The sequence below is a fragment of the Pseudanabaena sp. UWO310 genome (genome assembly GCF_006861605.1).
Classification (GTDB): Bacteria; Cyanobacteriota; Cyanobacteriia; order Pseudanabaenales; family Pseudanabaenaceae; genus Pseudanabaena.
Genome location: NZ_SELU01000008.1, coordinates 1 through 16,024, shown reverse-complemented (window position 1 = coordinate 16,024; position 16,024 = coordinate 1). Strand labels below are relative to the sequence as shown.

Below are 16,024 nucleotides of genomic sequence, written 5' to 3'. Positions count from 1 at the left end.
CTAAGTAAACAATCTAAATCCGAATCTGTCGGAACTTATCACAAAATAGGGAATCATACATATACACAAATTAAAGTAAAAACTAGGTTAAGATTAAGTTAACAAACCATACTTAACAGATAGATCTATACCCATAGTCATTCTGATAGCTGCCTCAAAATGTCATACACTCTGCATTTTGCGACGTTTGCTTTTATAAGGCTCAAATTTTGCCCCTATAGGCACTTTAGCCACTCTGAGTTGTAATCTACGGAGGGAAAATCATGTCCAATATCACCAAATGTCTGTTTCCTCGTTCGCGTTACTACGGTAAATTCACACCTGAGAACTTGATATTTAATGCTAATTTGCAGGAGTTCTCTCACCGTGTAAGTATCATCAGTAGCCTAGAAACGGGGGGGAAAATTTCATCTCGGGAAGCCTACCTACAGATTGCAGAGCTATGGCAGCAGCTAGAAAGGTCTAAAGTCGATCTCTTAAGGTGAAATTACTCAGAAGGGAGAATATGGCGCAAAGCGCCATATTCTCCCTTCTGGTTCGTAATGTGTGGATTTGCCAACAATTTATTTGACTATTGCCATAACTTCACCTCTTAGTGCTAATCTTATAAATGGCTCGGATCTATGCGATCGCAACGCCCGAATCGTGTCAGGGTCGGAAGACAGCAGCACTAAGGGATGCTTGAGATAGGCGTAGTACCCGGGCTACTTTTTTAGGTTTAGCAATGGGTTCAGGAGAGATTCATGGGTCGGGCGAAAAAAGTCGTACTTGCATATTCGGGCGGCGTTGATACATCTGTTTGCATTCCTTATCTCAAGCAAGAATGGGGTGTTGAAGAAGTCATTACCCTTGCGGCAGACCTAGGACAAGGCGATGAATTAGATCCCATCAAGCAAAAGGCTCTAGATTCAGGAGCATCAGTCTCACTGGTTAGAGACGTAACCAAAGAATTTGTTACAGACTATGCATTTCCAGCAATTAAGGCAAATGCACTCTACGAAAGTCGTTATCCTTTAACCACAGCTCTAGCACGTCCTCTCATCGCCAAGATTTTGGTGGAAGCAGCGGAAGAGTATGGTGCAGATGCGGTTGCCCATGGATGTACGGGTAAAGGCAACGACCAAGTCAGATTTGATGTGTCGATCGCCGCATTAAATCCTGATATTAAAGTATTAGCTCCTGCACGCGAGTGGGGCATGAGTCGGGAAGAAACGATCGCCTATGGCGAAAGATTTGGGATTGCTTCACCCGTGAAGAAGTCTTCACCCTTTAGTATCGATCGCAATTTGCTAGGTCGCAGCATCGAAGCTGGTCCCCTTGAGAATGCGTGGAACGAGCCCCCCGAAGAAATTTATGCTATGACCAAGGCGATCGCAGATACCCCTGACGAGCCAACCTATACCGAAATTGGTTTTGAGAAGGGTATTCCTGTAGCGATCGATGGCAAAGCTCTGGAGCCTGTGGAATTGATTACCCAGCTTAATGCGATCGCGGGTAATAACGGTGTCGGGCGAATTGACATGGTGGAAAATCGTCTCGTGGGGATCAAGTCCCGCGAAATCTACGAGGCTCCCGCAATGTTGGTTTTGATCCATGCCCACCGCGATCTCGAAAGTCTAGCTTTGCCTTCCGATCTCGCCCAATACAAGCGCGGCATTGAAGATACCTACGGCAAGATGATCTATAACGGGCTTTGGTATAGTCCCCTCAAATCCGCCCTTGATGCCTTTATTGATAGCAGCCAAGAGCGCGTGTCGGGGATCGTCCGCGTAAAGTTCCATAAAGGCAATGCTATCATCGTCGGTCGTCAGTCGGTTAACTCCCTCTACGACGAAGATTTAGCAACCTACACCAGTGCCGACCAGTTCGATCATAAGGCGGCTGAAGGCTTTATCTATGTCTGGGGTATGCCAATTCGAGTATGGGCGCAGAAAAATAAATAGCTTTTAGCTTTTAGCTTTTAGCTTTTAGCTTTTAGCTTTTAGGGACTTGCGATTTAATGAAGTACCAAATATAAAGCCAGAATCGGTGGCGCGGCTCCGCCGCGCCACCGATTCTGGCAAATCTGGATTGGTATCTTATTCTCTCGCAAGTCCCTTATAGCCATCGCCAAATGTACTAGGACATAAACCCCAAGAATTTACTGTCGGCGCGAAGCGCCGACAGTAAATTCTTGGGGTTTGATTTGTCCTAATTCAAGTGACTAATACCAATTCCCAAAAGTGTAGCTACACTTTTGGGAATTGAAAACCAAACCCAGTAAGGGTTTTAAAATTACAAAATGGCGTAGCCATTTTGTAATTTGGTATAATTTTTGATTGGGATGAGACTCAAGTCACGGTAAAATCTACTACAGCTAGCACTCGATAAGCACTTAACTGGCAATTTTTCTATGTCAAAAGTACCTTTACCCGATGAGCGTATTCTCTTCAAAGGTCATCCTGCGGTTATTGGTAGTGTGACGAGGTTACTTGTTGCCATTTTTACCCTAGGGTTTGCAGCGATTTGGTATTGGTTGAAATCAATTAATACGCAATATCTGATTACTTCGCAGCGCATTGTCATCGAAGTTGGGATTTTTTCCAAGGAAATTGAAACCCTAGAAATCTATCAGATCGACGATATTCATTTAGAGAAGCCCTTAAATCAGCGCATTATGGGCACGGGCAACATACTTTTAGTAACTCGCGATCTCTCCGCACCAAGGGTAATATTGGATCGCTTACCAATTGATGTCAGAGAACTATACGAACAGATGCGTCCTTGCATTCAGCAGGCAAGGTTTCGCTATCGTGTCCGCGATGAAGAAAATCCAAGGGAATTGCTTTGAAATTTTGATTTTTCTCGGCTTATCCCCAAAATCAAAGCTATTGATAAATGCAAAGCCCATAAAGTTGCGCCCCTACGGGACGCAACTTTATGGGCTTTGGTTTGTACCTCTCTGGGACAAAATCCAAACCCAAGCAGAGAAGGTTGGCGCTTTGCGCCAACCTTCTCTGCTTGGGTTTGCGATCTTGAGCTTTGAATTTACTTAACGATCGCTATAAAACTCAAGCTAAACTAGTGAGAGCGTCTTAACTAGTGCCCAGTTTAGCAACAATGACTTCATCATCGATTTCAGTTCGCGAATTACCTCTGTTCCCCTTACCTGAGTTGGTACTATTTCCGGGACAGTCGCTGCCACTTCACATTTTTGAGTATCGCTATCGCATGATGATCAATACGGTACTGGAGAGCGATCGCATGTTTGGAGTACTAATGTGGGACTCGGAGACGGGTAAGCCTGCCAATATCGGCTGTGTCGCTCAAATCGTACAGTACCATCGCCTACCCGATGATCGATTTAAGATTTTAACCATGGGTCAACAGCGATTTCGCGTGCTGGAATATGTGCGCGAAACTCCCTATCGAGTGGGCTTAGTTGAATGGATTGAAGACGAGCCTAGCAACGATGCCCCATTTCTGTTAGCAACGGAAGTCCGCGAACTGCTCAATGACGTTATTCGTCTATCCCAGAAGCTCACCGATCAAGAAATCGAGCTACCCAAAATCCCCCGTGGTCCAATCGAATTGTCCTATTGGGTAGCCAGTAACTTTCAAGGAGCCAGCCTCGAACAGCAGTCCTTGTTAGAAACCTGTGACACAGCCGCAAGGCTAAGACGGGAGGCGGAGATTTTATCTTCTACCAGAAGTCAGCTAGCCGCTCGTACTGTCTTAAAGGACACCTTTAAGGAAACTTAAGCTATTATTTTCAGGTATTTTCAGGAGAATCAACCGTGAAGATCGGCATACCGAAAGAAATCAAGGATCGGGAATTTCGGGTAGGCATGACCCCTGCGGGAGTTGCAGCATTAACCGCGCGATCGCATCAAGTGATGATCGAGACTAACGCAGGCGTTGGTTCAGGGTTTAGCGATGATGAATATATCCAAGCAGGGGGGAAAATTGTTAACGCACCAGAGGATGTGTACTCCCAAGAAATGGTGATCAAGGTGAAGGAGCCTTTGCCCAGCGAATATGCCCTACTTCATTCCCAGTTAATTCTCTTTACTTATCTCCATCTCGCTGCCGATCGCCAATTAACCGAAGCATTAATCCAGTCTGGTTCCACCTGTATCGCCTATGAAACCGTACAGCTAGATAACGGACAGTTGCCTTTATTAGTACCGATGAGTATCATTGCAGGACGATTATCGGTGCAGTTTGGAGCCCATTACCTCACTAAGCAACAGGGAGGGAGCGGGGTTTTACTAGGTGGCATTCCTGGAGTGAGATCGGGGCATGTGGTCGTCCTTGGAGGTGGCGTAGTTGGTACGGAAGCCGCCAGAATGGCGATCGGTTTGGGGGCAAGGGTAACCATTTTAGATGTCAATCTTCAACGCCTCGGAGAATTGGAAGCTCTCTTTGGCTCGCGGGTACAGTTGTTATACAGTACGGCGAGTAATATTGCTGAAGCGGTTACATTGGCAGATCTCGTCATTGGCGCAGTATTAGTGGCGGGTAAACGCGCTCCTACATTGGTCAAAAGAGAACTTGTCCAAAGAATGCGATCGCATTCAGTCATTGTTGATGTGGCAGTCGATCAAGGCGGATGTATTGAGACTGTACATCCCACTTCCCATACAGCTCCAGTGTATGAAGAAGCAGGAATATTACATTATGGCGTACCAAATATGCCAGGAGCAGTACCTTGGACGGCAACGCAGGCTTTAGTCAATGCGACGCTTCCTTACGCCTGTGCTTTAGCTGATTTTGGATTGGAAGCCCTTGGACGCGATCGCACTCTAGCTAAAGGGCTCAATATCCAGAATGGTCGTATTGTTTATCAGGCTGTAGCCGAAGCATTCCCTGATTTACCCACAAGCATGAGGATCTTTTAGCGATAAAACCCAAAAGATGAGTGGCGACGCTAAGCGTCGCCACTCATCTTTTGGGTTTTAATTTTGTCCTAGATATAGCTATCGCCAAATGGACTAGGACATAAACCCCAAGAATTGAGTGGCGGCGCGGAGCGCCGCCACTCAATTCTTGGGGTTTGATTTGTCCTAAGTCAAGTGACTTTAGCGATAAGTAGCTAGGCATAATTAAAAACCAAAACCAGAGAGCGTACCGCCCGCTACGCGGGCGGTACGCTCTTCTAGGTTTTAAGTTTACTTATGCCTAGCTACTTACAACCATATTTGCTGGGGTTGTTAAAAAACTTGTTGGGTTTGGGTAACATCGACCTTGTTACAAACAGCGTAACTGTTCCCATAGTTACCTAAGATGATGAGACCTAATTAGGGTCAATGATGAGGATAAATCATGAAAGCAGTGCGATTAAATCTTGAAGACAGACAAGCTTGGCAGAAATTGCAGCATGTTTTGACCAGTCTTGCTTCCGACTATATGGATCTAGTGGCTGCTGAGCAAACGGAGCTGAAGTTTGAGCAGCAAGTTCTATCCATTGCTTTTACTCTGATTACTTCTGACGCTAATCGCGATCGCCTCAATGAATTTACTCAAAATATCGATCGATACTTTAATCGACTCCAACTCGTGGGCGTGCGGCGCATTGAATGGGAATTTTATGTCATTGGCGAAGCAGTTCCATTATTAGCACAGGGACGAGATATTCCATTTATTGCCGCCCCCAAGCCTTTGCCATCCAATGCACTTGTCCGCGATTCGCGTCAGCCATCGCGTAGCGCTCAAAGCAGCCCTCTAGCTAGAGGTAAATTTAAAGCTGGTAATTTGGTGCGCCGTTTCCGTGGCTGGTTAGTTAATCCCAAAACGATCCAAGCAGCCCGCACTGCTAGCCGCCTCACGATTCGCGATCCCAAAGGAGCTTTGGCGGCGATTGGCACTAGCGCGATCGCTAAGTTTAACGACACAATCCAGTGGGTCGATACCTTCCCTTGGGAAACTTGGACAAAGGAAAAAGCCCAGCAAATCAAGCGTCGCCATCAACGCAATTTAGTTCGGGCTGTAATTGAGGATGTGCTGATCCTTGGCGTGATGCTAATTGCTCTATATTGGCTAACTGAAGTCTTATCAGGACCATCCATTAACCTTGCTCTGATGCCCAAACAGCACCATGACACCAATATCACCAACGTTCAATATCGTTGTGGCAATCCTGCCATCTCCTTGAAAAACTATATCTGCCTCGGTCGAGGAATGAGTTACGACCAAGTGGCAAGTATTTTAGGCAGTGAAGGTAAGCCTTTGGGGATCGATCACAATGTTAGCGATCGCGCCGTGATTGTCAGTTGGTCGAGTGGCGAGATGAATATGAATGTTACTTTTTTGGATGACAAATTAGTTTCCAGAGCCTATCGTCAGTTTACGGCAAGCAAATAAAATAAAATGCAAAAGGCTCGCAAAGCGAGCCTTTTGCATTATCGATAGGAAAATTGCTTTGAAACGCTTGCCCACAATTTTCAGCTTGTCAAATTTAATGATGCTTGTAATGATGCTTGCAACAAGCCTCATATTTATATTTCCTGCGATCGCTGCTAGTTCTAAACCATCAAATTCATCGCAGGCGCGTAAAGCAACCCCAGCCGATAAACAAGCAGCGGATGAGTATCGCCAACAGGGGCTTGCTTACCGCAAACAAGAACGATTTGAGGAAGCGATCGCGGCTTTAGAGAAATCCATTGCCCTCGATCCCCAAAATATTGATGGTCGGATTATTCTGGGTTGGACACAGCATCTTGCGAAAAAAGATGAGGCGGCGGCAGCATCCCTATGGGAAGCAATTTATCGATCCCCATCCTCGCTACAAGCCTTTAATGCGATCGGGATTGTATATCTAGTCCGTGGGGACTTGCCTCAATCGGTGGTTCTGCATAGCTGGGCAGCTATCCTCAAAACTGATAATGAGATCGCCCATTACAACCTCAGCTTGGCCTATCAACGTCTCAAGCAATACGATCTGGCGATCGCCTATGCTCAAAAAGCGATCGAACTGGAACCCAATAATCCCCATCCCTTTGTCGCTCAGGCGATCGCGCAATGGGCATCAGGCGATCTACCTAACGCACGCAAAATTTTTCGCGAGGCGATCGGCGTTGACGCGAGATATCGTAATTCTGAATTTTTAAACTTTCTTAATGAAGCAGGTTTTAGCAGCGATCAAATTCAAACCGCAAAACAAGTTTTAGCTAGTTCATAAAAGAATGTAAACCCCAAGGATTAATTGGCGGCGCGGAGCGCCGCCAATTAATCCTTGGGGTTTATGTCCTATTCCCTTCCCAGTGAATAATTAGCTTCGCGCCGCAACGCTAATTATTGGTTAGGGAGTAGGATATTTGGCGACAGCTATAGAAATTAATAATTAATAATTAATAATTTCTAATCATCTTTATAATTTGACAATTATTTCTGAATTTTCACTGTTTTATCTCTAGAAAATATATGATTGTCGAGATCGTACCTGTATTATTAGTGGGTAAGCTATCATTACTTATCTGGTTTAGAAACTCTTAAAGCCTGAAAGCTCTTTTCTGAGTAGCGCAACGCCGAGGATAGATTGTGGAACATCCAAAGACATTTCGTATAGATCGCGGCATCGGTCAATATGACTTTAACGATTATTACGCTGTACTGGGCTTACCATTAACAGCTGAATCCTCCCTTGTGCGTAGACGATATCTCTTAATTGCTAAATGCTTGCATCCCGATGTTCATGGGCGATCGAATTCCGAAAAGCAAGTAGCAACCCAATATTTATCCAAATTAGTTAACCCAGCCTACAATGTGCTGTCGCAAGAGCGAGAGCGGACTGAGTATTCAGCAATCTTAAAATTGCTGGGTAAACGATTGATGAAACGCAACCAAAAATTTTCTCCACAATCAGACATCGCTAAAAAATATTTAGTTTCATCTAAAGAAGTAAATTACGAACAAGCAGTTCAAGAAATAGCAAAAGTTCAGTATCAAAATTTAGAACAAGCTTTAGAAAACATTGGTTTATTAAGCGAACTAAATTTAGTCCATATTTTGTTGCAAGAGGGTTACAGTCATTCCCCCAACCCCATAGTTAATACTGGGCTTAAAACTCCTATTGCCCCTCCTCCTAATCCTAGCATTAACCATCACGCCACCAGCAATCCAAATGGTAATACAGGCATTAACACGGGAGCGCGACCAAGCTATACCAGTGGCAATGCCTACCAAATGCGGAGTGAGTCGTTGCGGAATGCCAGCAATACAGATAATACCAGTGGCAATACTAGCGGCAATACCAGTGGCAATACGGCGGCGAGAAGTGCCAGTAATATAGGTAATACCAGTGGCAATACTAGTGGCAATACGGCAGCGAGAAGTGCTAGTAATATGGGTAATACCAGTGGCAATACTAGCGGCAATACTAGTGGTAATACAGTGGCGAGAAGTGCCAGTCAAACCAGCAACAGTCAAGCCCAACGCCAGAACCAAGATGGCAGCAAGGACACCAATGATGCAGCAATCAAGCAGTACATTCGCCAAGCTGAAAGCTACATCAATCAAAAATTATGGACATCAGCGTTAAAAGAATTGCGGAGTGCCATTCAACTTGATTGCAATAATAGTAAGTGCCATGCATTGTTAGGGCTTGTGTATATGAATCAAAAGTTATCGGGCATGGCTAAAGTGAGTTTTCAGCAAGCCTTGAAACTAAATCCTAACGAGCCTCTGGCAAATCAATATATCGATCAAGTTGGTGGGACAAGTTCTGCTGCTGCAAATCCAGCAAAACCAGATCCTAAAGCCAAAAATGACAAGAAAAGTGGATTTTTTGGTTGGTTGGGCGGTGGTTAGTGGTCGTTGCCGCCGATCGCCATTGGCTCTGTCGATTAGCCGATTAGCCAATTAGCCGATATTATGGAAAATTTGTCACAAGCAGAAATTAAACAGGCGATTCAACAAAAAGCGATCGCCCTCGGTTTTAGCAAAGTTGGTATTGCCAGAGCCGAGTCTGGGATTGAGGCAGAACGTTTACAAGCATGGCTCGAACTCGGATATCAAGCGGATATGGATTGGATGGCAAATCCTAAACGGCAGGATATTACAACGGTGATGACAGGGGTAAAGTCAGTCATTTGCGTGGCTCTGAATTACTACACCCCAAACCAACATTCCAGCGATCGCCAGATCGGTAAAATTTCCCGCTATGGCTGGGGAAGGGACTATCACAAGGTTTTGACGAAGAAGCTTAAAGCTCTCGCCACTTGGCTCACGGCGCAAGGGGAAGATATTCAAACTCGTTATTATGTAGATACGGGACCCATAGCCGAAAAAGCCTTAGCCCAGAGAGCAGGAATCGGTTGGATTGGGAAGCATAGCAATGTAATTACCCGCGACTATGGTTCTTGGTTATTTTTGGGAGAATTACTAACTAATCTGGAGATCGAGCCCGATCGCCCCCATACCGATCACTGCGGTACTTGTACGCGCTGTATCGAGGCCTGTCCGACGGGAGCGATCGCTCAGCCCTTTGTGGTTGATGCCAATCGCTGCATCGCTTTCCATACCATTGAGAATAGGTCAGATCAGATCCCCGAAGCGATCGGTGCTAATTTACAAAATTGGGTAGCGGGATGTGACATCTGCCAAGATGTTTGTCCTTGGAATCAACGTTTTGCCCAAGAGACTTTGGAAACTGATTTTCAACCTTTTCCTCACAATCTCAATCCGCAGTTAACCGATTTGGCAACCATGACTGACGAGCAATGGAATCAACATTTTACGGGATCAGCATTGAGAAGGATTAAACGCGATCGCTGGCAACGAAATGCTCAAACTGTTATCCATAATGTTGTTAATAATTTAGACAGTAATTTAGACGGTAATCCCACATAATTCCCTCAAGTTCTTGGATCTGCGCCATTTGGCTTGTCTAGATTTATCTGGAAAAACAGCTTAAATTAGAAGCATGTCTAAACATCAATTTGAGTAAATCATTTTGGCCGATCTAAGAATTGTTCGACATATTAAAGATGGTGCCGAGCATTGGAATACTTGGCGCGATAGCACCGATCTCGCAGAGATCGATTTACAAAAAGTTGATTTGTCCTCGTTGAAACTCAGAGGCATCAACTTGAGCGAAACTAACTTGAGTAGGGCGAACTTTAGTCGCACCGATTTAACTCAAGCCAATCTATCACGGGCGGTTTTACAGGAAACAGTTTTTGTGAATGCTAACTTGCAGGGGGCAAATCTGAGCCGAGCCTTGATCCATCAGGTCAATTTCAATCAAACAAATCTCCAAGACGTTAACCTTACAAACACAGATCTGCGATCGCTAGAACTACGCGGCATCAATCTCGGTGCAGCGAATCTCAGTGGCGCTGACCTAAGGGGGGTAAATCTGAGTGGGGGTAGTTTTAAAAATATTGACTTTAGTGGCGCAAACCTCAGTGGCGCAAACCTTCAGAATGCTGATTTTGGTGGCGCAAACTTAAGTAATGCCAATTTAAGTAACGCCAAAATGAGCCGTGTCAAAATGAGAGGAGCGTTACTAACTCGCGCGAATTTATGGGGAACCTCCCTTGATTTTGCCGACATTAGTATGGCTGGCTGTCTGATGGCGAATTTTAGCGAGACGATCTTAAACAAGGCGATTTTAAACAAAGCTAATCTTGGGGGCGCTATTTTTAGTGGAGCCCAAATGGTTGGGGCGGAGTTGTGCAATGCATTTTTAAGTGATGCTTCTCTGAGTATGGCGAACCTGACTAAGGCTAATCTCAGCGAGGCTGATCTCAGTTATGCCTATTTGTATAGAGCAATTTTGTCGAATTCCATCTGTATCGAAACTAAATTTCGCAATGCCGAGATGCAGGAAGTTGATTTAAGTATGGCATTTCTCAAAAAAGCAAATTTTGCGATCGCGAATTTACAAAGGGCCTATTTTGGGGGTGCAGATTTGAGTGAAGCCGTCTTGATCGGAACCAACTTAACACAGGCAAATCTAACTAATGCAAATTTAACTAATATAGTTACGGAAAGCACCATTTGGACAGATGCCAATCTGCAAGGCGCGATCGGTTTCTCTCCTTAATTTATACCAATTCACAAAAGTGTAGCAACACTTTTGTGAATTAAAAACTAAACCCAGTAAGATTTTGAGATTCCCAAAATGGCATTGCCATTTTGGGAATTGGGATTATACCAATTCACGCAAGTGTGACAATACTTTTGGGAATTAAAAACCAAACCCAGTAGGGGTTTTCCAAGCTCAAAATGGCATAGCCATTTTGAGCTTTGGTATTAATACAGGCGGCGATAGCTATCAATGCTAGGATTCTGAGAGGCGAAATATTTTATAAATTTATCGACTCTACAGGTATTTTCATGGGACGTGTGGCATATTTAGATTGTCCAACAGGTATCGCTGGTGATATGTGCTTGGGAGCGCTGGTAAGTGCAGGTGTCCCCTTAGCTTACCTACAGGAGGTCGTTCACAAATTAGGACTCGATCGCGAAGTCAAGTTATGGACAGAATCTGTTTTTCGTGGTGGCATTACCGCAACAAAGCTACATGTCGAATTACTAAACCAATTAGGAAACAATGGTGGTAGCGAGCCTCCCACGGTTGAGTTAAGTCAGGAGCATTCCCACGCTCATCACGATCATGGAGAGCATAGCCCTAGTTCCCATAGTCCTAGTTCCCATAGTCCTAGTTCCCATAGTCATGAATCGCATTCTCATTTACCCAATGCTGATCATGAATCTTCCCATCATAAACATTCTCCTCAAGGACATCGGCACTTACCTGATATTAATAAAATTATTCGCGAGGCAAAGCTACCAAAACAGGTTGAAGCATGGAGCCTCGCTACCTTTAAAGCATTAGCGATCGCCGAGGGAGCCGTCCACAACATTGCCCCCGAAGCCGTCCATTTTCATGAAGTAGGAGCGCTGGATGCGATCGTCGATATTGTCTGTACCTGTGCGGGATTTGCTTGGTTAGATATTGAACAAATCTACTGTTCGGCTTTACCTGCGGGCGGTGGCTATGTGGATTGCGATCATGGCAAGATGCCCGTACCTGCGCCTGCCACATTAAAGCTATGGGAATTGCATGGAGTCATCACCTTTGACAATGGCATCAGGAAAGAATTAGTTACGCCCACAGGAGCAGCGATCGCCGTTACCCTCTGTGAAAAATTCGGTGAAGTTCCCTTCATGGAAATCCAAAAAGTGGGTATGGGAGCGGGTACGAGGGATTTAGAAATTCCGAATGCTCTGCGTTTATGGGTGGGCGAGGGTAAAAAAAAAGCTTAAATCTTGAGAATCCACCTACTATCCAAACGGAAACGATCGCGATCCTCGAAACTCAAGTCGATGACATGACTGCCCAAGCGATCGCCTACACGATGGAGCAACTATTTCATCATGGCGCTTTGGATGTCTATACCCAAGCGATCGGCATGAAAAAATCTCGCAGCGGCATCTTAATTACCGTCCTCTGTCCCTGCGATCGACAGGATATTTGCGAACGAGTTCTCTTTCGAGAAACGAGTACCCTCGGCATTCGATATCGATTACAGGAGCGTAAAATTCTCAATCGGGAAATCCATGAAGTAGAAACGGTATATGGTAAAGCGAGAGTAAAAATTGCCCAGCGCCATGGCTTTCGGACAATCCAGCCAGAATATGAGGATTGCGCGAGCCTAGCCCGTTTGCAAAATGTTCCTTTATTAACAGTTCAAGAAGCCGTCAGACAAGCAGCACAGGAAATCTGAAAAAGACTACCAATTTATACCAAATCACAAAATGGCTACGCCATTTTGTGATTTTAAAACCCTTACTGGGTTTGGTTTTCAATTCCCAAAAGTGTGGCTATTTAGCTGTCGCCAATTGTACTAGGACATAAACCCCAAGAATTGACTGGCGGCGCGAAGCGCCGCCAGTCAATTCTTGGGGTTTGATTTGTCCTAAGTCAAGTGACTGTAGCTATACTTTTGGGAATTGGTATTACGAAGTGCGATCGCCAGAAGTCAGCAATAATTTCAACTTGAGATCGATTAAATTAATATTCGCTAAGCCAATCTGCACATCACCTTCGAGGACAATACCAGTACTGATTAAGCGATCGAGCAATTCTAAAATTGAAGATTCACTAGAAGATTTATCGGGATAGTAGGAGCCAGATTTAGGAAGAAGTTTGCCAAATTCTCCTAAATCGAGGTTGAGATCCGCAGGATCGATATCGAGAACATCGCAAAGATTGAGAATCTGCTGCTCTAAAGCCTGTAAACTATCGGCAGCCCTTTCAATTTCTGATTCTGTCAGCTTTTCAGCATCCATGCGCCGAATTACTTGAGCTTCCATTAGCTGGCGCAATAGTTCTACTAAAGTAAGAATTAGGGGGGCTAGTCCCGATTTTTTAGGCTTGACGATTAAACTATCAGGATTGCCATTGTTATCGGTCATATCACTCATTTATGAATTGTTCCTATCTTGCCATGATCGATCGACCAAGTCTGATCTGCCATTTCATCAAGTTCTTCAGGATCGTGGGTAACGACGAGAATTGTCCAATTTTTTTTAAGCTCTTGCAAAATACCCAGAATTTGTTTGCGCATTGACCAATCTAAGCCTGCGGTTGGTTCGTCCAGTAACAGCAGACTGGGCTGGCGAATTAATTGTACGGCGAGGGCTAATCGCCTCTGCTGCCCACCGCTAAGGGATTGCGGTGAATTACTAGGATTGAGATGACTAAGCCCCACTGAGCTTAAAGCACCTTGGATGCGATCGCCATCTAGATCGATATGTCCTAACCTGAGTTCTTCTAGAATAGTACTCCCACAAAAATGACGTTCGGGAAACTGAAATACTAAACCACATATTTGCTGCAAGTGATCGGGCATTAGTTCCTGCGATTTCCAATAAATACTGCCACTATTCCACTCTACAAATCCTGCCAAAATTTCGAGTAATGTACTTTTGCCAGAACCACTAGGTCCCACCATCAGCCCCAATTGCCGATCCTGTAGTTCAAAGGATATATTGTTAAGGATTGCCTCAGGAGTAGCGGATGGGTGATAGCAAAGATTGCGGATGGAGAGCATAAATTTGGCAGCTATAGAATAGAAAAGTTGCGCTTTTCTATTCTATAGCTACCGTCAACTGCATCATCATAAACCTCAAAAGAGGGTTGCCGCGCTCCGCGCAGCAACCCTCTTTTTATACAGTGCAGAGCAATATATCTAGCTAGATAATTTCGCCAACTCTTCACAGGCAATTTGATATTGCTTTTCAATTTCCACTAATAACTCAGTTAATCCTTCTTTGTCTCCTTGCTTTCCCTTTAGTTCGACTTCAAGGCACAATTTCCCCAATGCTTTTGCACCCAAAATATTGCTACTTCCTTTTAAGGTGTGAGCGCCATAACTCACTTCCTTAAGATCGTTGTTAGAGATTGCTTGCCGCAGATTGTACAATAATATCGGAGCTTCTTCAGTCGTGAATAAGTTAATCATCCGTCCGATGAGTTTAGGATTAATTTGTTCGAGATTTTTGATAGCTGCTCGATCGATAACGGAGGGGGGATTTGATTGCATATCTTTATCTAGGTCGATCGCTTCATTACTATGTCCTCCTAACGTCCATTTTTCAATAGTCCGTTGGAGTGAATCCATCATGATTGGCTTACTGATGTAGTCATCCATACCTGCCCGCAGACACATTTCGCGATCGCCCTGCATCGCACTTGCTGTCATTGCAATAATCGTGGGACGTTCGTAACTGATATGTAATTCATGCCAATGATTGACTAGATAGGCGGCAGTTTCTAAACCATCCATTTCAGGCATCTGCACATCTAGCAAAAGTAAGTCATAATGGCTAACCTGTACCGCTTCTAACACGGCAAGCCCGTTATCGACCACATCGGGTTGATACCCCATTTTAATCAGCATCGCCATAGCTAGCTCTTGGTTGATCAAGTTGTCTTCAGCAATCAAAATCTTTAAGGGCACGCGATCGCCTAAGCGACTACCAAGACTAGTATTATTGCTACTGGGAGCTTTATTCACCGCATCTTGCAGCGTATAGCTTGGCTGACTTTTAGCAATTTGCGTTGTCATCGTAAAAGAAAAAGTAGAACCTCGATCGTTCTTACTTTCAACTTGAATTTCCCCTCCCATATTCTCAACCAAATTTTTGCAAATTACCAATCCCAGCCCCGTACCACCATACTTGCGGGAGGTCGCAGCCGTGGCTTGAGAAAAGGGCTGAAACAGACGCTGCATTTGATCGTCAGTGATGCCGATCCCCGTATCAGTAACCGAAAACAGCAATTGAAAAGGGCGATCGGCAGTAGGAGTCTCCTCGACAGCTAAGCGAACGCCTATACTTACTCCACCTGTCTCCGTAAATTTCAGAGCATTGGAAACAAGATTTAGTAAAATTTGTCTGAGTCTGGTGACATCCCCCATAATAAATGGTGGTACTTGGGACTGCACGTTAAATTCAAACTTAAGGTCTTTTTCCTTCGCTTTAGACAATTGCACATCATAGATGTCACGCACTAAAGCTCTCACATCCAGAGCCCTATTCTCTAATTCCAATTTGCCAGATTCAATTTTGGAAAAATCCAAAATATCATTGACAACCGACAGCAACATTTCACCGCTTACTTGGATTGTCCGCACGAACTTATCCTGTTCGGCATTGAGTTTAGTTCCCGCTAAAAGTTGGGTCATACCAATGACACCATTGATCGGGGTGCGGATTTCATGGCTCATCATGGCGAGAAAAGCTGCCTTAGTCTGTACGGCTGCTTCGGCTTCCTCTTTGGCTTTACGCAGATCTTCCATTAATTGCAGTTGCAGAAGATCCGCCTGTTTTTTGGCGGTAATATCACGAAAGCACCAAATTAAGCCGCAAAACTTGTTTTGCTCGGAATAAACGGGACTGGTGTAATAGACTTGTTGGGAAATAAAAGCAAAGCACAGAGGTGATTTTACTTTTTCTGTCCATTGCAAGCAAAATCTAAATAGAAGTTCCATAAGCCAGCCGCATTCAACATGAGACGGTCATCAAAATCAGG

At 44.6% G+C, this 16,024-nt stretch carries 13 protein-coding genes, 1 other RNA gene and 1 pseudogene; 12 read left to right on the top strand and 3 right to left on the bottom strand.

Annotated elements, in window-relative coordinates:
* Positions 1 to 263 precede the first annotated feature (263 nt).
* From PseudUWO310_RS04345 to larC, 12 genes and pseudogenes are all read left to right on the top strand, one after another.
* On the top strand, positions 264 to 485 hold the full coding sequence (locus PseudUWO310_RS04345) for a hypothetical protein (protein WP_142599337.1): 222 nt from the start codon (positions 264 to 266) through the stop codon (positions 483 to 485).
* Positions 486 to 612: 127 nt separating this feature from the next.
* Positions 613 to 709: signal recognition particle sRNA small type (gene ffs / locus PseudUWO310_RS04340), an RNA gene on the top strand.
* Positions 710 to 743: 34 nt separating this feature from the next.
* Positions 744 to 1,943 (top strand): argininosuccinate synthase, encoded by a 1,200-nt coding sequence (locus tag PseudUWO310_RS04335; protein ID WP_009628780.1) that lies wholly within the window; start codon positions 744 to 746, stop codon positions 1,941 to 1,943.
* Positions 1,944 to 2,392: 449 nt separating this feature from the next.
* The gene (locus PseudUWO310_RS04330) at positions 2,393 to 2,830 is read left to right on the top strand and encodes a PH domain-containing protein (protein ID WP_142599335.1); all 438 of its coding nucleotides are present in this window, start codon (positions 2,393 to 2,395) and stop codon (positions 2,828 to 2,830) included.
* A gap of 269 nt (positions 2,831 to 3,099) precedes the next feature.
* Positions 3,100 to 3,741 carry an LON peptidase substrate-binding domain-containing protein gene (locus tag PseudUWO310_RS04325; RefSeq protein WP_009628782.1) on the top strand — a complete coding sequence of 214 codons (642 nt, stop codon included), beginning with the start codon at positions 3,100 to 3,102 and terminating at the stop codon, positions 3,739 to 3,741.
* A 35-nt stretch (positions 3,742 to 3,776) separates the two neighbouring features.
* On the top strand, positions 3,777 to 4,880 hold the full coding sequence (gene ald, locus PseudUWO310_RS04320; protein ID WP_142599333.1) for an alanine dehydrogenase: 1,104 nt from the start codon (positions 3,777 to 3,779) through the stop codon (positions 4,878 to 4,880).
* Between the two features lie 424 nt (positions 4,881 to 5,304).
* Positions 5,305 to 6,342: a hypothetical protein gene (locus tag PseudUWO310_RS04315; protein ID WP_055076348.1), complete on the top strand. Its 1,038-nt coding sequence runs from the start codon at positions 5,305 to 5,307 to the stop codon at positions 6,340 to 6,342.
* A gap of 109 nt (positions 6,343 to 6,451) precedes the next feature.
* Positions 6,452 to 7,159, top strand: a complete 708-nt coding sequence (locus PseudUWO310_RS04310; RefSeq protein WP_223805531.1) for a tetratricopeptide repeat protein — start codon at positions 6,452 to 6,454, stop codon at positions 7,157 to 7,159.
* 359 nt (positions 7,160 to 7,518) lie between these two features.
* Positions 7,519 to 8,787, top strand: a complete 1,269-nt coding sequence (locus PseudUWO310_RS04305; protein WP_142599329.1) for a J domain-containing protein — start codon at positions 7,519 to 7,521, stop codon at positions 8,785 to 8,787.
* A gap of 63 nt (positions 8,788 to 8,850) precedes the next feature.
* On the top strand, positions 8,851 to 9,828 hold the full coding sequence (gene queG, locus PseudUWO310_RS04300; protein ID WP_142599327.1) for a tRNA epoxyqueuosine(34) reductase QueG: 978 nt from the start codon (positions 8,851 to 8,853) through the stop codon (positions 9,826 to 9,828).
* Between the two features lie 103 nt (positions 9,829 to 9,931).
* Positions 9,932 to 11,026: a pentapeptide repeat-containing protein gene (locus PseudUWO310_RS04295; protein ID WP_142599325.1), complete on the top strand. Its 1,095-nt coding sequence runs from the start codon at positions 9,932 to 9,934 to the stop codon at positions 11,024 to 11,026.
* A gap of 293 nt (positions 11,027 to 11,319) precedes the next feature.
* A pseudogene (larC, locus tag PseudUWO310_RS04290) lies at positions 11,320 to 12,713 on the top strand (nickel pincer cofactor biosynthesis protein LarC).
* Positions 12,714 to 12,945: 232 nt separating this feature from the next.
* Here the strand turns inward: larC and PseudUWO310_RS04280 are convergent.
* The 3 genes from PseudUWO310_RS04280 to PseudUWO310_RS04270 form a co-directional block, all read right to left on the bottom strand.
* Positions 12,946 to 13,413 carry a gas vesicle protein K gene (locus PseudUWO310_RS04280; protein WP_263363380.1) on the bottom strand — a complete coding sequence of 156 codons (468 nt, stop codon included), beginning with the start codon at positions 13,411 to 13,413 and terminating at the stop codon, positions 12,946 to 12,948.
* The gene (locus PseudUWO310_RS04275) at positions 13,410 to 14,042 is read right to left on the bottom strand and encodes an ABC transporter ATP-binding protein (protein ID WP_142599318.1); all 633 of its coding nucleotides are present in this window, start codon (positions 14,040 to 14,042) and stop codon (positions 13,410 to 13,412) included. Before PseudUWO310_RS04275 ends, PseudUWO310_RS04280 begins: the two co-directional genes overlap by 4 nt.
* Positions 14,043 to 14,180: 138 nt before the next feature.
* The gene (locus PseudUWO310_RS04270; protein ID WP_142599316.1) at positions 14,181 to 15,983 is read right to left on the bottom strand and encodes an ATP-binding protein; all 1,803 of its coding nucleotides are present in this window, start codon (positions 15,981 to 15,983) and stop codon (positions 14,181 to 14,183) included.
* Positions 15,984 to 16,024: the final 41 nt, after the last annotated feature.